This window comes from Kitasatospora sp. NPDC089797, from assembly GCF_040684795.1.
Classification (GTDB): Bacteria; Actinomycetota; Actinomycetes; order Streptomycetales; family Streptomycetaceae; genus Kitasatospora.
The window spans coordinates 1-18320 of record NZ_JBFBGS010000054.1 but is presented as its reverse complement, the minus strand read 5'-3'; the positions used below and the strand labels follow the sequence as shown (position 1 = coordinate 18320).

At 72.3% G+C, this 18320-nt stretch carries 16 protein-coding genes; 11 read left to right on the top strand and 5 right to left on the bottom strand.

The window, feature by feature from the left end; translation table 11 throughout:
* The first annotated feature begins 446 nt into the window (after positions 1-446).
* Positions 447-920 carry a response regulator transcription factor gene (locus AB0O91_RS33155; RefSeq protein ID WP_363441201.1) on the top strand — a complete coding sequence of 158 codons (474 nt, stop codon included), beginning with the start codon at positions 447-449 and terminating at the stop codon, positions 918-920.
* Between the two features lie 24 nt (positions 921-944).
* Here AB0O91_RS33155 and AB0O91_RS33150 read toward each other — a convergent pair whose 3' ends face one another.
* The 4 genes from AB0O91_RS33150 to AB0O91_RS33135 all read right to left on the bottom strand — a co-directional run bounded on the left by AB0O91_RS33150 (position 945) and on the right by AB0O91_RS33135 (position 5052).
* Positions 945-1763 (bottom strand): alpha/beta fold hydrolase, encoded by an 819-nt coding sequence (locus AB0O91_RS33150; RefSeq protein WP_363441199.1) that lies wholly within the window; start codon positions 1761-1763, stop codon positions 945-947.
* A gap of 163 nt (positions 1764-1926) precedes the next feature.
* Complete coding sequence (hisC, locus tag AB0O91_RS33145; protein ID WP_363441197.1) at positions 1927-2994, bottom strand: histidinol-phosphate transaminase; 1068 nt, start codon at positions 2992-2994, stop codon at positions 1927-1929.
* A 109-nt stretch (positions 2995-3103) separates the two neighbouring features.
* Positions 3104-4453: a 3-phosphoshikimate 1-carboxyvinyltransferase gene (gene aroA, locus AB0O91_RS33140; protein ID WP_363441195.1), complete on the bottom strand. Its 1350-nt coding sequence runs from the start codon at positions 4451-4453 to the stop codon at positions 3104-3106.
* Between the two features lie 125 nt (positions 4454-4578).
* Positions 4579-5052, bottom strand: a complete 474-nt coding sequence (locus AB0O91_RS33135; RefSeq protein ID WP_363441193.1) for a flavin reductase family protein — start codon at positions 5050-5052, stop codon at positions 4579-4581.
* A 559-nt stretch (positions 5053-5611) separates the two neighbouring features.
* Between AB0O91_RS33135 and AB0O91_RS33130 the strand changes: the two genes are divergently transcribed.
* The 6 genes from AB0O91_RS33130 (at position 5612) to AB0O91_RS33105 (ending at position 12080) form a co-directional block, all read left to right on the top strand.
* Positions 5612-6853, top strand: a complete 1242-nt coding sequence (locus AB0O91_RS33130; protein ID WP_363441191.1) for an ATP-grasp domain-containing protein — start codon at positions 5612-5614, stop codon at positions 6851-6853.
* 58 nt (positions 6854-6911) lie between these two features.
* The gene (locus AB0O91_RS33125; RefSeq protein WP_363441189.1) at positions 6912-8009 is read left to right on the top strand and encodes a DUF1611 domain-containing protein; all 1098 of its coding nucleotides are present in this window, start codon (positions 6912-6914) and stop codon (positions 8007-8009) included.
* Between the two features lie 32 nt (positions 8010-8041).
* Positions 8042-9358: an ATP-grasp domain-containing protein gene (locus AB0O91_RS33120; RefSeq protein ID WP_363441187.1), complete on the top strand. Its 1317-nt coding sequence runs from the start codon at positions 8042-8044 to the stop codon at positions 9356-9358.
* 49 nt (positions 9359-9407) lie between these two features.
* On the top strand, positions 9408-10157 hold the full coding sequence (locus AB0O91_RS33115) for an iron-containing redox enzyme family protein (protein WP_363441185.1): 750 nt from the start codon (positions 9408-9410) through the stop codon (positions 10155-10157).
* 194 nt (positions 10158-10351) lie between these two features.
* Positions 10352-11233, top strand: coding sequence for a phytanoyl-CoA dioxygenase family protein (locus tag AB0O91_RS33110; protein ID WP_363441183.1), 882 nt, complete (start codon positions 10352-10354; stop codon positions 11231-11233).
* Positions 11234-11240: 7 nt separating this feature from the next.
* A complete protein-coding gene (locus AB0O91_RS33105; RefSeq protein ID WP_363441181.1) occupies positions 11241-12080 on the top strand; it encodes a PhzF family phenazine biosynthesis isomerase in 840 nt (279 codons plus the stop codon).
* A gap of 5 nt (positions 12081-12085) precedes the next feature.
* Here the strand turns inward: AB0O91_RS33105 and AB0O91_RS33100 are convergent, their stop codons facing one another.
* Positions 12086-12445 (bottom strand): helix-turn-helix domain-containing protein, encoded by a 360-nt coding sequence (locus AB0O91_RS33100; RefSeq protein WP_363441179.1) that lies wholly within the window; start codon positions 12443-12445, stop codon positions 12086-12088.
* A 79-nt stretch (positions 12446-12524) separates the two neighbouring features.
* Between AB0O91_RS33100 and AB0O91_RS33095 the strand changes: the two genes are divergently transcribed.
* The 4 genes from AB0O91_RS33095 (at position 12525) to AB0O91_RS33080 (ending at position 18224) form a co-directional block, all read left to right on the top strand.
* The gene (locus tag AB0O91_RS33095; protein ID WP_363441280.1) at positions 12525-13229 is read left to right on the top strand and encodes an SDR family oxidoreductase; all 705 of its coding nucleotides are present in this window, start codon (positions 12525-12527) and stop codon (positions 13227-13229) included.
* A gap of 40 nt (positions 13230-13269) precedes the next feature.
* Positions 13270-14568, top strand: a complete 1299-nt coding sequence (locus AB0O91_RS33090; protein WP_363441177.1) for an MFS transporter — start codon at positions 13270-13272, stop codon at positions 14566-14568.
* A gap of 226 nt (positions 14569-14794) precedes the next feature.
* On the top strand, positions 14795-16765 hold the full coding sequence (locus AB0O91_RS33085; protein WP_363441175.1) for a LamG-like jellyroll fold domain-containing protein: 1971 nt from the start codon (positions 14795-14797) through the stop codon (positions 16763-16765).
* 187 nt (positions 16766-16952) lie between these two features.
* Positions 16953-18224 carry a phenylacetate--CoA ligase family protein gene (locus AB0O91_RS33080; protein WP_363441173.1) on the top strand — a complete coding sequence of 424 codons (1272 nt, stop codon included), beginning with the start codon at positions 16953-16955 and terminating at the stop codon, positions 18222-18224.
* Positions 18225-18320 lie beyond the last annotated feature (96 nt).

Genomic DNA, 18320 nt, shown 5'->3' with positions numbered 1-18320 from the left:
TCCCGCCGGCCCCGGCCCCCCGGCAGGGGATGCCGGCGGTTTTCTGCGTCCATGGAGTCTTAACAAAAAGCACTGGCCGACCGGCTGTTCCGGTGGGTAGACTGAGCTGATTTTGATCATTTTCAATCCGTGCCGTGAGCGAGCTGCGAGGGATGCTCATGGCCGGTCGCAAACGTGCCGTCGGGTGATCACTTCGCCGATTCTTCACGGTGTTTCCATGATCGCCTGCGAACGTTGATGCGCTTGTGCGGGGGATTGCCGTGACGTCGTGCCTCTCTGTCCTTTTCGTGGACCCCCAGGGCTCCTGTCGTCACTGCCCCGGCCGCTGCCCCCTGTGACTGCTGCCCGTCGGGTGACCTGCCGGCGTTCGCCGCTCAGCGCCGCGTGGACGAAGCCCCTGGGCGAATTTCCCACGCTCTTTTGGAGAAGGAAAGAAGAGGCAACACGTGGAAGAGGCACCGGCTTCCAGACTCACCTGCCGCGAGTTGGACGTACTCCGTCTGCTGGCCCGCGGATTGAGCAACCGGCTCATCGCCCGAAGGCTCGACATCTCCGAGAAGACCGTCAAGAACCACCTCAGCAGCATCTATCCGAAGATCGGCGCCACCGACCGCACCCAGGCCGCGCTCTACGCCCAGCACGTCGGGCTGACCGACCCCGGCGGAGCGGCGCCGTCCGTTCCGGCGTCCGTGCCCGTCCCGGAGGAGGCCGAGCCGCCGACCGACCCCGCCCTCACCGCCCGTGAGTGGGGCGTACTGCGGCTGCTGGCACGGGGGTTGAGCAATCGGGTGATCGCCCGAAGACTCGAGATCTCCGAGAAGACCGTGAAGAACCACCTCAGCAGCATCTATCTGAAGATCGGCGCCGACCACCGCACCCAGGCCGCGCTCTACGCCCAGCACGTCGGCCTCACCTCCTGACGGTCGTCGACCCGGTACGCCCCCTCACGGTCGGCCCTCCTCGACGAGGAACTCCCGTACCAGCCCGCCCGCTTCGGCCCGGCACTCCTCGAAGTAGGCGTGCCGGGCGCCCGGGAAGAGGTGGGTCCGGGCGCCGGGGACGCGGGAGGCCAGCAGCCGGAGGTTGTCCGGCGGGGTGAGCCGGTCCTGGTCGCCGTGGAGGATCAGGGTGGGTGCCGTGATCCCCGGCAGTTCGTGCCACGCGTCGTGCCCGTTGCTGGCGAGCAGGTGGCCGCGCCGCGCGTGCGGGGGCATCAGCGGGTCGCCGAGGGTGCGGTAGGGGCCGGGGTGCGCGGCCCGCCAGGCGGGGGAGTACATCAGGTCGGTCAGCGCCCGGCGGACGGCCGCCGGGTCCGGCTGGGCGAGGGAGCGCCGTACCGCCGCGTCGCGCTCCACGGCGTGCGGACCGCCCGGCGAGGTGCACCCCAGGACCAGCCGGCGGACCCGCTCCGGGTGGCGGATCGCGAGCCACTGGGCGACCCGGCCGCCCATCGAGGTGCCGTACACGTCGGCGCGCGCGATGCCCAGCGCGTCCAGGACCGCGACCACGTCGTCCGCGAACTGCTGTACCGAGTAAGGGCCTTCGGGCTTGTCGCTGTCGCCCGTGCCGCGCGCGTCCAGGGTGAGGGTGGAGCGCACGGGGTGGAAGTCCGCGCGCACGCCGTCCCACCAGTGGTGGTCGTTCGCCTGCCCCGCGAGCAGCACCAGCGGCGGCCCCTCCCCGTGGTGCTGGTACGCCAGGGCGGTGCCGTCCTGGGCGCGGGCGAGGGCGAGGGCCGGGGCGGACCGGCCGGTTTCGGTCATCGACGTCCTTCGAAGGGGCGTGCCGGGCGCGTGGGCGGCACGCTGTGTTCGGTCCTCCTCACGGTAGCGTGTCGAGGCGTGCGGCAGGGGCGCTATCGGTGTTCCGGCGCGGTCGCTCGAGTGGGGCTCGACCGGTCGCCGGCGCCGGCCTCCGGCGGGGGCCTCAAGCCCGCCGGTCGCCCGCGGTCTTCAGCAGCCGGTCGTTCTGCTCGGGGGTGCCGATGGTGATCCGCACCCCCTCGTCGCCGAAGGGGCGCACCATCACCCCCGCCGTCGCGCAGGCCTCGGTGAACGCCGTTGTGCGTGAACCCAGGCGCAGCCAGACGAAGTTGGCCTGACTGTCGGGAACGCTCCAGCCGGCGGCCCGCAGGGTGCGGGTGACCCGGGCCCGTTCGGCCGTCAACGTCCGTACCCGGTCGAGCAGTTCGGATTCAGCTCGGAGCGAGGCGCGGGCGGCGGTCTGGGCGATTCCGCTGACGCCGAACGGCACGGAGCAGGCCCGCAGGGCGGCGGCGACCGGCGGATGCGCGACCGCGTAGCCGACGCGCAGCCGGGCCAGCCCGTACGCCTTGGAGAAGGTGCGCAGCACCGCGACGTTGGGACGGTCGCGGTGGAGTTCGATGCCGTCGGGGACGTCGGTGTCGTCGACGAACTCGCGGTACGCCTCGTCGAGCACCACCAGCACGTCGCCCGGCACCCGGTCGAGGAAGCGTTCGAGCTCGCGGCGGCGCACGGCCGTGCCGGTGGGGTTGTTCGGGTTGCAGACGATGACCATGCGGGTGCGGTCCGTCACCGCGGCGGCCATGGCCTCCAGATCGTGCCGCTCGTCGCGCAGCGGGATCCGGACCGGCGTCGCCCCGGCGGCCCAGACGAGCAGCGGATACGCCTCGAACGACCGCCAGGCGAACAGGACTTCGTCTCCCGGGCCGGCCGCGGCGCCCAGCAGGTCCCGGGTGACCCCGAGGGATCCGGTGCCGGGCACCAGGTGCTCCGGGGGGACCGCGAGGGCGGCGGCCAGGTCGGCGATGAGGTCGCCGTTGGTCGCGTCGGGATAGCGGTTGACGCGTTCCAGTTCCTCGCGCATCGCGGCGACGACCGACGGCAGCGGGGGGTAGGGGTTCTCGTTCGACGACAGCTTGTCCACCTGGTCGTCGGGCGCGGCCCGGCCGGGGACGTAGCGGGGCAGCCCGGAGACGTCGGCGCGCAGCCGGGGGGCAGGTGCAGGAGACATGGCGGGAACTTCCTGGACGGGGGAGGGCGGACGGCGGGCCAGGACGCCGGGAGCCGTCCGCCGGGACGCGGCGCGCGGGCACGGGGGCCGGCCCGCGCGCCGGGAGCCGTCAGCCGACGGCCCCGACGGGCGCGACCTCCTCCTCGACGGCCGTGGTCCGCACCCCCGCCTTGGCGAACTCCGCCATGAAGCTGGGGAAGGACAGCCGGACGTCCTCGAAGCCCGAGAACCGGTTGGCGGACTGCATCCGCAGGCCGGCCACGAACAGCGACATGAAGATCCGGTGGTCGCCCCAGCTGGACAGCGTCACCCCGCCGGGGTACGTCTCCGCGCCGCGGACCTCGAAGCCGTCGCAGATCCCGTCCTCGTACAGCACCTCGATGTCCACGCCCGCGCGGGTCAGCTCGGCGGCCATGGCCTCGATGCGCGACGCCTTGTGGAAGCGGGTGAGGCGGCCGCCGGTCACCCGCAGGCGGCCCCGGACGTACGCCCCGAGGGCGGCGAGCGTGGGCACGATGTTGGGGCAGTCCCGCACGTCCACCTCGAAGTCGCCGGTCAGGCTGCCGGGCGGGGTGTCGACGGTCAGCGACAGGGCGTCCCGGTCGAGGGTGACGCCCACCCCGAGCTGCTGCAGGATCGGGACGATCGCGAACTCGCCCTGCATGCTGTCGCCGTGCACGCCGGTCAGGACGGTCCGGCCCGGGAAGAGCGCGGCGGCGGCCAGCAGGTACGAGGCCGAGGTGTAGTCCTCGTGGGTGGTGACGTCGTGGGCCTGGTAGGCGGACGGCTCCACCTGGTAGTGGCGCATGTCCTCGGACGCGGACACCTTGATGCCGGCGTCCGTCAGGCTCGCCAGCGTCTGGCGGACGTACGACTGGGAGAAGACCTCGCCCGTCACCTCGATCTCCACCGGGCCGTCGGCCAGCGGCGCGGCGAACAGGACGGCGGTGATGAACTGCGAGCTGATGTCGCCCGGGAGCCGGCAGGTGCCGCCCTTCAGGCCGCCGCCCCAGTTGACGACCGGGGCCTTGCTCTCGTCGACGATGGACTCGAGGTCCGCGCCGAGTTCGCGCAGCGCCAGGAACAGCGGTTCCATCACGCGCTTGCGCAGGGTCGCGTCGGCCGCCACCACGACCGGTGTGGGCAGTGCGGAGGCCAGCGCCGTCATGACGCGGAACACCAGACCCGAGCCGTGCGACTGGATGACGCGCCGGACGCTCGGGAGCGTCCCGCCGATGCCCCGGATCTCCAGGAATCCGTCGTGCTCGGTGATCTCGGCGCCGAGCGCGCGGCAGGCGTTCTTCATCGTGTCCGTCTCGGCGCACCGGAGGTCGTTGTAGACGCGTGACGTGCCCTCGGCCAGCGTGCCGGTCAGAATGGCCCGCTGCGTCTCCGGTTTCGAGGAGGGTACGCAGAAGGTTCCGGAAAAGGAATCGATCGGATCGACTTTCAGCAGCATCCTGGTATCTCCCGTTTCCCATCGTTCGCCGTCTCGTGCCGTGCCGGAGATGTCGCTCCGGTGTCCGGGGCCGGCGATGGACTCCCCAGTGGTCCGAACCGGTCCGGCGGTGGCCCGGAAATCGCTCAGGCCAGGACCCGGAAGGACTTCTCGTAATAGATGACGGGGGCCACCGGGCCTTCCCCCAGGCGTGCGCCCGACACCCGGCCGACCAGGATCACGTGGTCCCCGGCCGGGTGCCGGGAGTACACCTCGCAGTCCAGCTCGACGAGCGCGCCCGCGACGGCGGGCAGCCCGCCGGGTGTGCGGGCGAGCCCGCCCGAGGCGAACTTGTCGGCGCCTTTGGTGGCGAACTTCTCGGCCAGCGGCTGGTGTTCGGGGCCCAGCACGCTCACCGCGAAGTGTCCGCACGCGTCGAAGGCCGCGAAGGAGTCGGCCGAGTTCGCCAGACAGACCAGGATCAGCGGCGGGTCCAGCGACACCGAGCAGAACGAACTCGCCGTGAAGCCGCGCGGCAGCCCGCCGTCGTCCAGGGTCGTCACCACCACGACCCCGGCCGCGAACCGCGCCATCGCCGCCCGGAATTCCCTGGAGCTCATCCGCGGTACGGTCTTCGTTCCCTCGGTCACGGCGGCATCACCACCTCTCCCGCGAAATGCGGTCCGAATGTGCACCCCGGCGGCGGAGCCGTTTCTCCCGCCGCGCGCGCCGTCGGCGATATCCGCGGAACGGGAACCCGGCCTCCGTCGGCGGTGGAGGGTGCGATGGAATCCTGTAGCCCGTCGGGTCCGGGCGGCAATAGGCCTATCTGCCCATGGCGTTTCCGGCGGGAGACGGTGCATTCTCTTCCCCACCGGTGCTCGGCGACGCCTTCCGGCGGTACGGGCCGGCGCGTTCCGGCGGCGAGTCCCTTCGGCCCGCGCGGCCGCGACGCCGGGGCGGGACCTACGTCCTATTCTGGCCGGGCCGGTCCCGTGCAAGGCTGTGGCGGCGCGATAAACGCGGTGCGGGCCGCTCCCGGGAATCGGGTTTCCGGTTCGGGTTCGGCTCCCAGGCCGGGTCCGGGCCCGGGTTCGTCCTTCGGATCCGAGAGGCCCGCCGTCCACCGGCCGCCGGCCGGGCGCATCCATGCTCCCTGTGAACCGTGAGGCGACATCCATGCCCAGCGCAATCCTGTACTTGAACCGCTGGCCCTTGTACGAGGACGAGCGGCGTTGGGAGAACCGCCTCGCCGCCGCCGCGCTGCTCTTCGACCCGGAGGTCGACCACGTCACGTACGTCTGTGACGAGGGCGGCCGCAGCGGAGTGCCCGCCGGCGCCGAACGGGTCCACGTCGTACCGGACTTCGACGACGTGGACGGCGTGCTGAAGCTGGTCGACGCGGTCGTCCGGGACGAGGGCCCGTTCGACCACGTCATCGGGCTGTCCGAATTCCTCCTGGACCTCGCGGCGACCATGCGCGAGCGCTACGGCATCCAGGGCTCCCGCCCCGAGGAGACCGCCCGGTTCCGCGACAAGACCGTCATGAAGGAGCTGCTGGCGGGGGCCGGCCTCCGGGTGCCGCGCTGGGCGTCCTGCCGCACCGAGGAGCAAGTCCTCGCGGCAGCCGAGGAGTTCGGCTACCCGGTGATCGTCAAGCCGAAGCGGGGCGCGGGCAGCCAGGGGGTCAGCCGGATCGGTTCGGCGGCGGAGCTGCGGGCCCTGTGCGCCGAACGGAGCCTGGCGGACCTGGAGATCGAGGAGTTCGTGCAGGGTGAGGTGCTGCACGTGGACGGCGTGCTGGACGCCGCGGGCCGGCCGCTGTTCCTGTCCACCTCGCGCTACGTCTCGAACTGTCTGGACTTCGAGCTCCGGGGCGAGCCCCTCGGCTCCGTCTTCCAGACCGACCCGGCGGTGCGCGCGCGGTGCGAGGACTTCGCCGTGCGCTGCCTCGCCGCGCTCGGCCTGCGGAGCTCCGCCTTCCATCTCGAACTCTTCGACACCGGCGAGGAGTTGGTGTTCCTGGAGGTCGGTGCCCGGGTGCCGGGTGCCGACGTGCCGTACGTCGTCCACGACGTCCACGGCGTGAACATGTTCCGGCTGTGGGTCGACGTGCTGCTCGGCCGCCCGGTGGAACTGCCCGCGCCCGTGCCGGAGCGCAGCGGCGGCTGGCTGATCGTCCCCGGCCCCCGGCCGCTGCCCCGGAAGGTCATCGCCTCCACTCCGCTGATCGGTGAAGTCCCCTATGTGTACCAGGAGTTGGTACCGAAGCCGGGCGAGGTCCTGATCTCCCGGCCCGGCTCGTACGCCATGATCCAGGGCGGCCGCTTCCTCTTCCGGGGCGGCACCCAGGAGCAGATCGAGGCGGCCGTGCGCCAGGCGCGGGCGCAGTACCGCCTGACCACCGAGCCCGCTCCGTAGCGCGCCCGCACCGTCCCGTGCCACCGGCCGTAGAACCGTCGAGTCCGTGGAGGAAGAGATGGCCCAGTTGAACCAGGCGGAGCTGATCGACAAGAAGTACGTGCTGTTCGCCGAGGGGTGCTTCGGGCTCTTCACGAGCAAAATCGGTGCCTCGGTGCTCCGCTACCGCGGGGACCGCTGCGTCGCCGTGGTCGACAGCGGCACGGCCGGCCGGACCGTTCAGGACGTCCTCGGCTACGGCGGTCCGATCCCGATCGTCAGCCGGGTCGAGGACGCCCTCCACCTGGGCCCCGAGGTCATGGTCGTCGGCAAGGGCCTGCACTCCGGCGACCTGCCCCCGGAGTGGAAGCCGCACTTCCTCGCGGCCGTCCGGAGCGGTCTCCACGTGATCAACTCGATCCACTTCCGCCTCGCGGACGACCCGGACATCGCCCGCGCCGTCCGGGAGAAGGGCGTCACCGTCTGGGAGACCAAGGACGCCCCGAAGGTGCCGCTCAACAAGGCCCGGGTCCTGGACCTGGACGCCTGGATCATCCACACCTGCGGCAGCGACTGCAACATCGGCAAGAAGACGGCCGGCCTGGAGATCTGGAACGAGGCCAACCGCCGCGGCATCCGCACCGGCTTCGCGGCCACCGGCCAGAGCGGGCTGCTGATCTCCGGCCACGGCGTGGCGGTCGACGGCGTGGCCGGCGACTTCATGGGCGGCGCCATCGAGAAGGTCGTCATGGATGCCGCCGCCGGCAACGAATGGGTGGTCGTCGAGGGCCAGGCCGCCCTCAACCACGTCCAGGGCAGCGGTGTCGCCCTCACCATCCTGCACAGCTCCATGCCGCACGTGATGGTCTTCTGCCACCGCCTCGGCGCCGAGCGCACCAAGGTCTGGGACACGCCCATCCCGCCCATCCCCGAGATCATCCGCATGAACGAGGAGCTCAGCGCCTTCAGCGGGCGGCCCGCCAAGGTCGCCGCGGTCAGCGTCAACAGCGTCGGCTTCTCGGAGGAGGACTACCGCCGCGAGGCCGAGAAGCTGGAGGCCGAGACCGGACTGCCCGTCGTCGACCCGCTCCGTGCGGGCGGCGCCGGCCGGCTGGTGGACCTCCTGCGCGCCCACCAGCGCGAGACCGAGGGCCGGTCGGCGGTCGGACGGCACTGAGGGCGGACCAGCAACCCGGAGGAGATGCACAGATGAAGAGAGCCGTCCTGCTCCTCATGCACCAGGGCAAGACCTACATCGAGGACATCGCCGCAGCCGTCGCCGGGGTCGGGCTGTCCCTGGTCGCGGTCAGCTCCCGGCCGAAGTCACCGGAGGTCCTGGAGGCGACCTGCCGCCACCTGGCGGACTGCGTGGTCACCGAGGAACCCGAACTGCGGTCCGGCGACGTCGAGAAGGCCGTCCGCGAACTCGCCGACCGGGGCTACGCCGTCGAGGCCGCCATCGTCAGCTTCGAGGCCTACCGGCTCCTGATGGCGGAGTTCAACGAGCGGCTCGGCGCCCGCGACTCCGCCGCGCCCGCGCTGCGGCTCTGCCTCGACAAGTACGAACTGCGCCGCCACCTCTTCGCGGAGGGGCTGAGCGAGGTCCGGGTCCACCACCTCGACTCCGGCGAGACCCCCGAACTCGACCCCTCCGCCCGGTGGTTCGTCAAACCGGTGCGCGGCGCCGCGTCCTTCGCCGCCTTCCTCCTGGAGGACGTCGACGACCTGGCCGACCTGCCCGCGATCCAGGAGCAGATGCGCGCGGACCGGGCCATGAAGGCCATCTTCATGGACCGCTACGACTTCCTCGTGGAGGAGTACGTCGAAGGGCCGGAGTTCAGCTTCGAGACCTTCATGCTCGACGGACGGGTGCACCACCTCTGCGTCCACGAGAAGGCCCGGGTGGAACGCCTGGAGCGGACCACCCTGGAAGGGATGTCGGTCAGCCCGCCGGTCAGCCTCGACCGTGAACTCCTCCTGGAGGGAGCCGAGTTCGTCACCAGCTGTCTCGCCTCGCTGGCGGGGCACGGGCTGACCACCGGCCCCTTCCACATCGAGGTCAAGTACTGGGAGGCGAAGCGGCGCTGGGAGATCATCGAGATCAACACCCGGATGGGCGGCAGCCTGATCGACCCCAGCGTCCGGAGCATCACCGGGCTCTCCTCCTTCGACCTGTGGGCCGAGGCCCTGCTGCTGCCCGACGGCGAACGGGACGCCTTCCACGAACGGCTCACCCGCGCCTCCCAGGTGGAGGCCCTGCGCACCGGCGCACCCACCCGGGCGACCGTGTTCCTCAGCAAGTACGGGGAGAAGGGGCGGACCGTCGACGAGATCCGCTTCGAACCGCCCAGCCGCCCGCCCCGGATCCTGCGCGTCCACGCGCAGGAGGGAACCGAACTCGAGGCCTCCGACCGGGCGATCTGCCTGATGGACGCCCTGTGGGACGTGGCGGCCGACGACCTCGACGCCGAGATCGCCTTCCTCGACCGACACGCGACCGAGCACTTCCATGTCCGCTACCGCTGACCCCCGCGCCGACGCCCCCGCCGCGAACCCCCTTGTGAAGGAGAACGCGATGAACCGAGTGCAGAACACCGGGATCACCTACCCCAAGCCGCTGTACAACGAGGAGCAGAGCCGGCTGAAGAAGGCCGAGCTCGACCGCTACATGGACAAGAAGATGGCCGAGTGGAAGGCCACCGTGCCGTTCGCGTCCCACATGTCCGAGCCCGAGCTGCACCAGGCGTACTACCGCCGCACCCTGATCGAGCACGTGTGGCGGATCCGGCTGTCCCGGGTGAGCCAGACCAAGGCCATCTACAAGATCGCCCAGGTCTCGCCCAGGGCCGCCCGCGACTACGCGCAGTACCAGGCCGACGAGATGCTCCACGACCGCCTCTACGTCGGCGACGCCGCGGCCGCCGGCATCACCGAGGAGGAGATCCTGGCGACCGAGCCCTACCTCTCCACCCGCCTGCTGGAGGGCTTCTTCTACTACGCCCTGGAGCACGAGGGGGTCCTGGCCCCGGTCGTCTCCAACTACCTGGTGGAGTACACCCAGATGAAGCTCCAGCCGGCCATCGTGGAGAACCTCACGGAGCGGCTCGGCAAGGAGAGCGTCAAGGGGCAGGCCGCCCACCTCCACGTGGACACCACCGAGGACCACTCCCAGGAGATGTGGGACATCCTCCACCAGCTGATCTTCAGCGAGGAGGACTTCCAGAAGGTCTTCAAGTACCTCGACGACGTCCAGGAGATCCTGGCGCTGTTCTTCCGGGAGATCTACGAGGACACCGTCTCCCGGCACCAGCAGACCGCCGCGTGACCCCGCCCGTCCCGGACCGGCGCGGGCCCGCGCCCGTCCCGGGACGGCGCCGACCGCGGAACCGGCGCGCGGGGGCCTCGGGCACCTGAGGGGTGAACCGGTCGAGAGGCCCGCGGGGGCGTGCCGCGCCCCCGCCCGGGCCCGCGGCCCCGCCCCACCGCGCCCCCGCCACCCAGCAGAGAGGAACCCCGCACATGTCCGCACCCGACACGGCCGCACTCGTCAAGGAGTACCGCGCGAACGGCTTCGCGGTCGTCGAGCGCCTCTTCGACCCGAGCGAGGTCGCCGAACTCAACTCCGCCATCACGGAGATCCTCGACGTCTCCGACATCAGCTCCGTCGCCGAGGTGGAGCCGGGCGACAACGGCATGGCCCGCCGGATCTGGTCGCCCACCAAGCAGCACGCCGCGTTCGAGCGGGCCGCCGCCCACCCCGTACTGCTCGACCACATCGAGGCGCTCATCGGCCCGGACATCCTGTTCCACTACAGCAAGCTCCACCTCAAGGCCCCGCAGGTGGGCAGCGTCGTGGAGTGGCACCAGGACTTCGCCTACTACCCCCACACCAACACCGACCTGGTGACGGCCCTCGTCTACCTCGACGACACCACCACCGAGAACTCCGCCCTCCAGGCGGTGCCCGGCTCGCACCTGCGCGGTCTCGCCGACCACTACGTCGACGGCTACTTCCGCGGCAAGGTCGTGGGCGCCGACGCCCCCGACCCGGCACTCGCCGTGCCGATCGAGGCGCCCGCGGGCAGCGTGGTCTTCATCCACCCCCTGCTCCTGCACTACTCCTCCCCGAACCGCTCCGACCGGTACCGCCGCGCCTTCCTCCCGGCGTACCGCGCGGCCGACGCCTTCCCGATCCACTTCGGCCCGCACGCCGGCCACAACGAGCCCGGCGTGAAACTGCTGCGCGGTCAGGTGTCCGACACGGCACGGGTGGAGGGCGGGACGTGGCGCCTCCCGTTCGCGGAGCGCCCCTTCGGCTCGCTCTTCCAACTCCAGGAGGGCGCCCACCAGGCCGCGACGGCGGCCACCACCGGGTACGCCACCCTGGAGGAGGCGAAGTGACCGCCCCATGAGCACGCCGAACGTGACGGTCGTCCGCGCCTGCCTCCGGGGCGGCGCGGGCGGCAGCCCCACGGCCGTCGTCCTGGAGGACGGCGCGCTGCCGGGGGACGAGGAGCGGCGCCGGATCGCGCTCGCCCAGGACACCTCGCACACCGTGTACGTCCGTCACGTCGGGGACGCGACCGAACTACGCTTCTTCACCGCGGAGGGGGAGTTGCCCGCCTGCGGGCACGGCACGATCGCCGCCCTCGCCCTCCTCGCGGCCCGGCACGGCGGCGGGCCCTACCGCGCCACCCTCCGGGCCGGGGGCCGCGAGTTCGCCGGCCGGGCCGAGCGCGTCGGCGGGCTGATCACCGCCGCCTTCGATCCCGGCCCGGTCGATCTGCGCGAACCCACCGCGCAGGAACGCGCGTCGGTCCTGCCGGCCCTCGGTCTGCCGCCGCACGAGGCCGGACCGGACGTCCGGATCGCCGGCGTGGGCCGGGAACGCGTGCTGGTGCCGGTCCGCACCCGGGCCGCGCTCGCCGCGCTGCGCCCGGACTTCGACCGCCTCCGGGCGGCCTGCGACCGGTTCGGCCTGCTCGGCGCGTACGTCCACTCGGAGCCCTCGCCCGAAGGTGCGCTCGCGGCCCGGATGTTCGCCCCGTCGATCGGTGTGCCGGAGGACCTCGCCAACGCCAACAGCACGGCCTGTCTCGCCGCCCACCTGGCCGGCCGGGGCACCCACCGGATCGCCGTCGACATGGGCGACGCCCTCGGCAGCCCGGCCACCGTCACCGCCGCGGCCGGGCCGGACCTGCGGGTCGAACTCGGCGGTACGGCCGCAGTCGTGACGGATCGTCAGTGAGCGGTTCAGAGCAGCGACCGGCGGGCCCGGGCCGCCTCGATGTCCGGGACGTGCTCCTCGGCCCAGCGCCGTACCGCACGGAGCGGGACGAGCAGGGAGCGGCCCAGCGGGGTGAGGGCGTACTCGACGCGGGGCGGGTTCTCGTCGTACTCGTGGCGGCTGACCAGACCGTCGGCCTCCAGGGAGCGCAGCGTCTCGGTCAGCGCCTTCGGGGTGATGTCCTGGATGTGCCCCTTCAGCTCGGTGAAGCGACGGGGCCCGCCCTCCAGGGCGTTGACCACGAACACCGTCCACCGGGCGCCGATCCGGTGCAGCACCGTCCGGCTCGGGCAGGTCGCTGCCATCACGTTGTACGCCTTGCCCATGGCCGTCCCCAGTTTCGTTGAAGATACCGGTATCAAATCCATACCCTTGCTGCCGATCCTAGGAGAGGGAGTGAGCTCGATGGAGCGGATCCTGGTCATCGGCGGCGCGCGGGCGCTCGGCGCGGCGGTCGCGCGGCGGGCGAGGAAGGACGGGTACGACGTCGTCGTCGGCGCCCGGGACCTCGCCGCGGCCGAGGCACTGGCGGGCGAGATCGGCGCCACGGCGGTGCGGGTCGACCTGCAGGACGAGTCGACGATCGCCGCCGCGGCGGAACGGCTGAAGGACGGGGTCGACCACATCGTGACGACCGGATCGGCGCCGCACGACGTCCGCGCGACCGAGCTGGACCGCGACAAGCTGCTGGCCGCCTTCACGGCGAAGGTGGTCGGCCCGCTGCTGGTCGCCAAGCACTTCGCACCGGTGCTCCGGCCGACCGGGTCGATGGTGCTGTTCTCCGGCGTCGTCGGCTGGCGCCCCGGCCCGGGATCCCTGGTCAAGGGGATCACCAACGGCGCGATCGAGTACGCCGCGCGCCACCTGGCGGCGGACCTGGCACCGGTCCGGGTCAACGCGGTCTCGCCCGGCGTCGTGGACTCGGGCGCCTGGGACCGCCTCGGTGAGAAGAAGGCGGCCTTGCTGAGCAAGAGCGCGGCCGGGACCCTGGTCGGACGGCACGGCGAGAGCGACGACGTCGTCGACCTGGTGATGTGGCTGCTCCGGGCGGGCTTCGTCTCCGGCGAGACGATCCACATCGAGGGCGGCGCCCGGCACAAGACCGCCTGACGGGCCCGCGCACCGCCACGAGGAGTCGGAGGAGAGCCAGTTGGACACCACCAGTCAGCGCCAGCCGGACGGACGGACCGAGCCGGCGGCCGGGAAGGACGCCGAGCGCGGGCTGTCGGCCCGGCTGGTGGCCCGTGGCCTCCTCCCCGAGACGAGCGCCAAACGCGCCTTCGCCGCCGCGACCTTCGTCAACCAGATCGGCAAGGGCCTCTTCATCGCCGGGGCGGCGCTGTTCTTCACCCGCTCGGTGGGGCTCCCGGTCGCCCAGGTCGGATTCGCCCTGGGCGCCGCCGCCCTGATCGGCCTCGCCGCCGGCGTCCCGGTGGGATACCTGGCCGACCGGTACGGCCCGCGCGAGGTCTTCCGGGTCACGCTCTTCGTGCAGGCCCTCGCGGTGGCGGGGCTCGTCTTCGTGCGGTCCTTCCCCAGCCTGATCGCCTGCCTGTGCGTGGCGGAGCTGGCCGTCTCGGCCGGCACCGCCGCCCGCGGCCCGCTGACCCGCGCCCTGGGCGCCCCGAACCCCACCCGCTACCGCTCCTACCTGCGGGCCCTCAACAACATCGCCGTCGGCGCGGGAGCTCTCGCGGCCGGCGTCGTCGTCCAACTGGACACCCGGACCGCGTACGTGTGCCTGATCCTCGGCACCGCCGCCGCGTTCCTGCTCTCCGCGGCCGCCTCCTCGCTCGTGCCGTCCGTGCCGCCGGTGGACGCCCCGGCGGGCGGCAGCCGCTGGCCGGCCCTGAAGGACAAGCCGTACGTGGCGCTCACCGTGCTGGACGGCATCATGTCCATCCAGAACCAGGTGCTGATCTTCGCCCTGCCGCTGTGGATCATCGGGCACACCGAGGCGCCGCGGTGGTTCGTCGGCGCGAGCGTGGCGGTCAACACCGCCATCGTGGTCTGCCTCCAGGTGCGGGTCAGCCGCGGCGTGCGCGACAACGCGTCGGCCGGCCGCACGGCGCGCCGCGCGGGCGCCGCGCTCCTGCTCGCCAGCGGCCTGATCGCGCTGGCGGGCGGCGCGCCCGGATGGGTCGCCCTGATCGTCGTCGTGCTCGGCGTGGTGGCCCTGACCGTGGGCGAACTCTGGTACACGGCGGCCTCGTTCGAGCTGTCCTTCGGCCTCGCCCCCGAGCACGCCCAGGGCCAGTACTCGGGTCTGTTCGCGATCGGCCAGGGGCTGTCCAACGCGATCGGCCCGCCGGTGCTCGGGCTGGTGTGCATCGGCTGGGGCGAGCCGGGCTGGTTCGCGATGGGCGCGGTCTTCCTGGTGGCCGGCCAGGCCGTACCGCTCGTGGTGAGGTGGTCCGACCGCACGCGCGCCCACGGCCCGGCCGTCTGACCGCGCGCCCACGGACCGGCCGTCCGACCACGCGCCCCCGGCTCGGCCGTCTGACCGTGCGCGTCCATGGTCCGGTCGTCCGAGCGGACCGTCACCCGCGACGACAACCGCAGGATGGCCACCGGTCGGTGGTTCGGCCGCTGTTCAGCGGCGCGTGGCCCGGCGGACGGTCTACGACCAGACCCGGTACGTACCGTCAGGGCCCACACCACCTCCGGGAGCGAACATGCACGACATCCACGAGTCCGGGCAGGCCTGCGACTGCCCGCGGACGGCCGACCTCGACGGTGACGGACCGGCCGCGGCCGGCCGGCGCCGGTTCCTGCGCGGCGCCGGTCTGCTGGGAGCCGGGGCCGGGACGGTGGGGCTGGGCCTGCTGGGCGCGGCGCCGGCCCGGGCGGCCTCGGGGAGTACCTCGGAGAAGCCGAAGCAGGCCAAGGGCCGGGGGCGGTGGCAGCCGGACCCGGACGCCCGGCGGTTCACCGTCGTCGTCATGCCGGACACCCAGTACCTGTTCGACCAGGACCGGATCCACCCGGCCCCGCTGGAGGCCTCGATCCGCTACGTGCTCGACGGCGGGGTCAACCGGGAGGACGGCACGGACGACAACATCGTCTTCCTGGCCCACCTCGGTGACGTCACCGAGAACGGACTGGCCGTCGAGTACGCCGCCGTCACCAAGGTGTTCGGCCTGCTGGACGACGCCGGCGCGGCCTACGGCGTGCTCGCCGGCAACCACGACGTCCGCTCCTCGACCGACGACCGGCGCGGCAGCACCCCGTACCTGCAGACCTTCGGCAAGGAGCGCGCCGCCCGCACCTCCGGCTACCACAGCTCCAGCCCGGACGGCTACAACACCTGCCACGTCTTCACCGCGGGCGGGCGGCCGTGGATGCTGCTCTCGCTGGACTGGCGGCTCTCGGACGCCGGTTTCGCCTGGGCCAACGCGGTGATCGCCGCCAACCCGAAGGTCCCGGTGATCCTGACCACCCACGAACTGGCGTACGCCGACGACGGCGGCCGGGCCGAGCTGTCCGACTACGGCAAGCAGCTCTGGGAGCGGCTGATCAACGGCAACGACCAGATCTTCCTGACCGTCAACGGGCACTACTGGCCGCCCGGGCGGACGGTCCTGCGGAACAAGGCGGGCCACGACGTCCACGTCCACATCACCAACTACCAGGACCGCTACTACGGCGGCGCCGCGATGATCCGGACGTACCGCTTCGACCTCGACCGGAACACGGTCGACGTGTCGACCTTCTCGCCGTGGATCCAGGAGATCGCGGCCGAGGAGCGCAACACCCTGGCCGCGCAGGAGGTCGAGCTGACCTCGGACGTGGACCGCTTCTCGCTCGCGATCGACTTCGACCGCCGCTTCGCCGGCTTCGCGCCCGTTCCGCAGCGGCCGGCCCGCCGGGCCGCCGACGTGCTGGTCCGGGACACCGTGGCGTACTGGCGCTTCGACGGCGGCGGTGGCGACGGCACGGCGGTCTCCCCGCAGCAGGTCGTCAAGGACCTGACGGGACAGGGCAACGACCTGCTCCCGCAGCGCGCCCCGGGCACCCCCGACGGCGCGCTCACCTGGTCCGCCGACCACCACCCGGACCAGCCGGGCCACGGCAGCCTGCTGTTCAAGGGCACCCGCCCGCCGGTCCACGGCGGCTACCTGCAGACCGCGCCCACCGCGCCGATCAACCGGGAGACCTTCGAGCGCGGGTTCACCGTCGAGGCCTTCTGCAAGCTGCCCGCCGACTGGGACTCGTCGCAGAGCCGCTGGTCCGCGCTGCTCAGCCGGTGGGGGACGGCGAGCGAGGCGGGCCGGAGCGGGCCGGGGACGGATGCGGACGAGCCCGTCCTCACGCTCAGCCTCAGCGAGGCGCCCGCCCTGCAGTGGTGCGTCTACCCGATCAACCAGACCGGATCGTCGACCTGTTGGGGCCACCAGCTGCCGCTGGACCGGTGGTGGCACGTGGCGGTGGTCAACGACGGGAAGCTCAGCCGGATGTACGTCGACGGCTGCGAGGTGGCCCGCAACCCGGCGACCCCGGCCGTCGGGCTGGCGACCCTGGGGCGGCCGTGGATGCTGGGCGGCTACTCCTACGCGGGCGTGCTGGACAAGGTGTTCCACGGGTACGTCGGCGACGTCCGGATCGTGAAGCGGGCCCTCCGGGTCGGCGAGTTCATGACCGCCTGAGCGCTGCACCGCCTGAGCGCTGCACCGCCTGACCGCTGCACCGTCTGACCGCTGCACCGTCCGCCCGCCCCCGTTCGCATCGGTCGCGCGGACACCGCCGGGTCCTCCTGGGGGAGAGGACCGGGCGGCCCGACCGGCGGCGATGCAGTTACGATCAACGTGTAATCACATCGCAGGTTTGGACGACATGACTGACCCTCAGCTGGCCGATCTCCTGGCCCATGTACGCGAGCACTCTCCCTTCTACCGCGACCTCTACGCCGGACTGCCCGACGACGTCGCCGACCTGTCAGCGCTGCCGCTGATCGACCACACCGCCTACTGGGGCGCCCACGGCATCGAGCAGAGCGAGCTGCTCACCGGCCCGCACCAGGACGGCATCGTCTTCAAGACCGGCGGCACCACCGGCGCACCGCGCGTCTCGGTCTACACCCGCGACGAGTGGAGTGCGATGGCCCGGCGGTTCGCCGACGGGCTGCCCGCCGCCGGGGTGCGCGCGGGCGACCGGGCGGCCAACCTGTTCTACGCCGGGGAGCTGTACTCCAGCTTCGTCTTCACCCTGAACGCCTTCCAGGAGGCGCCGGTCCCGCTGGTGCAGCTGCCGATCGGCGGTGCGGCGCCGCTGGACCTCACCATCGAGACCCTGCGCGACTTCCGCGCCACGGTGATCTCCGCGCCGCCGACCTCGCTGTGCCGGCTGGCCCGCCAGGTGGCCGACACCGTGGGGACGCTGCCGGAGGTCCGGCTGGCCCTGTTCGCCGGCGAGGCCTTCTACGGCGACCAGTTGGAGCTGATGGCCACCGCCTTCCCGAACGCGCGGGTCCGCTCGATCGGCTACGCCAGCGTGGACGCGGGCATCCTGGCCGGGCCGGTGGCGGACGAGCCGGACACCCGGGTGCACGAGGTGTTCGGCCCCGACAAGGTGATCGAGCTGCTCGACCCCGAGAGCGGCGAGCCGATCACCGAGGAGGGCCGTCCGGGCCGGGTCGTCGCCACCGACCTGGTGCGTCGCCTGATGCCGGTGATCCGCTACCCGGTCGGCGACATCGCCGAGTGGGTCGACTACCCGCGACGCCGCTTCCGGCTGCTCGGCCGTTCCGAGGAGGGCGCCCGGGTCGGCGTGGTCACCGTCTACCTGGAGGACCTGCGCGCCATGGCCGCCCGGGCCGACCGGGAGGGTGCGGTCGGCGACCTGCAGGTCGTGCTCCGGCACCGCGAGGCCAAGGACGAACTGCTCCTGCGGCTGGCTGGCTCCGCCCGGTCGGCCGACTTCGAGCGGTCGGCCGACTTCGAGCGGGAGTTGCTCGCGGTGCTGGACGAGGCCCGACCGATGTTCGGCGCGGAGGTGCGGAAGGGCAACATCCACCCGCTCGCCTTCGAGTGGGTCGGCCCGGACGGACTGGACGTCAACCCGCGCACGGGCAAGCTGATCCGTCTCGTCGACCGGCGCGCCCACTGACGTCAGGGCCTGCGGCGGACCGGCGGGAACGCGCGGAACCGCGCGAGCGGCCCCACGGCTCGGGGTGGGGGGGGGCGCGCGCGCGGGGGCGGGGCG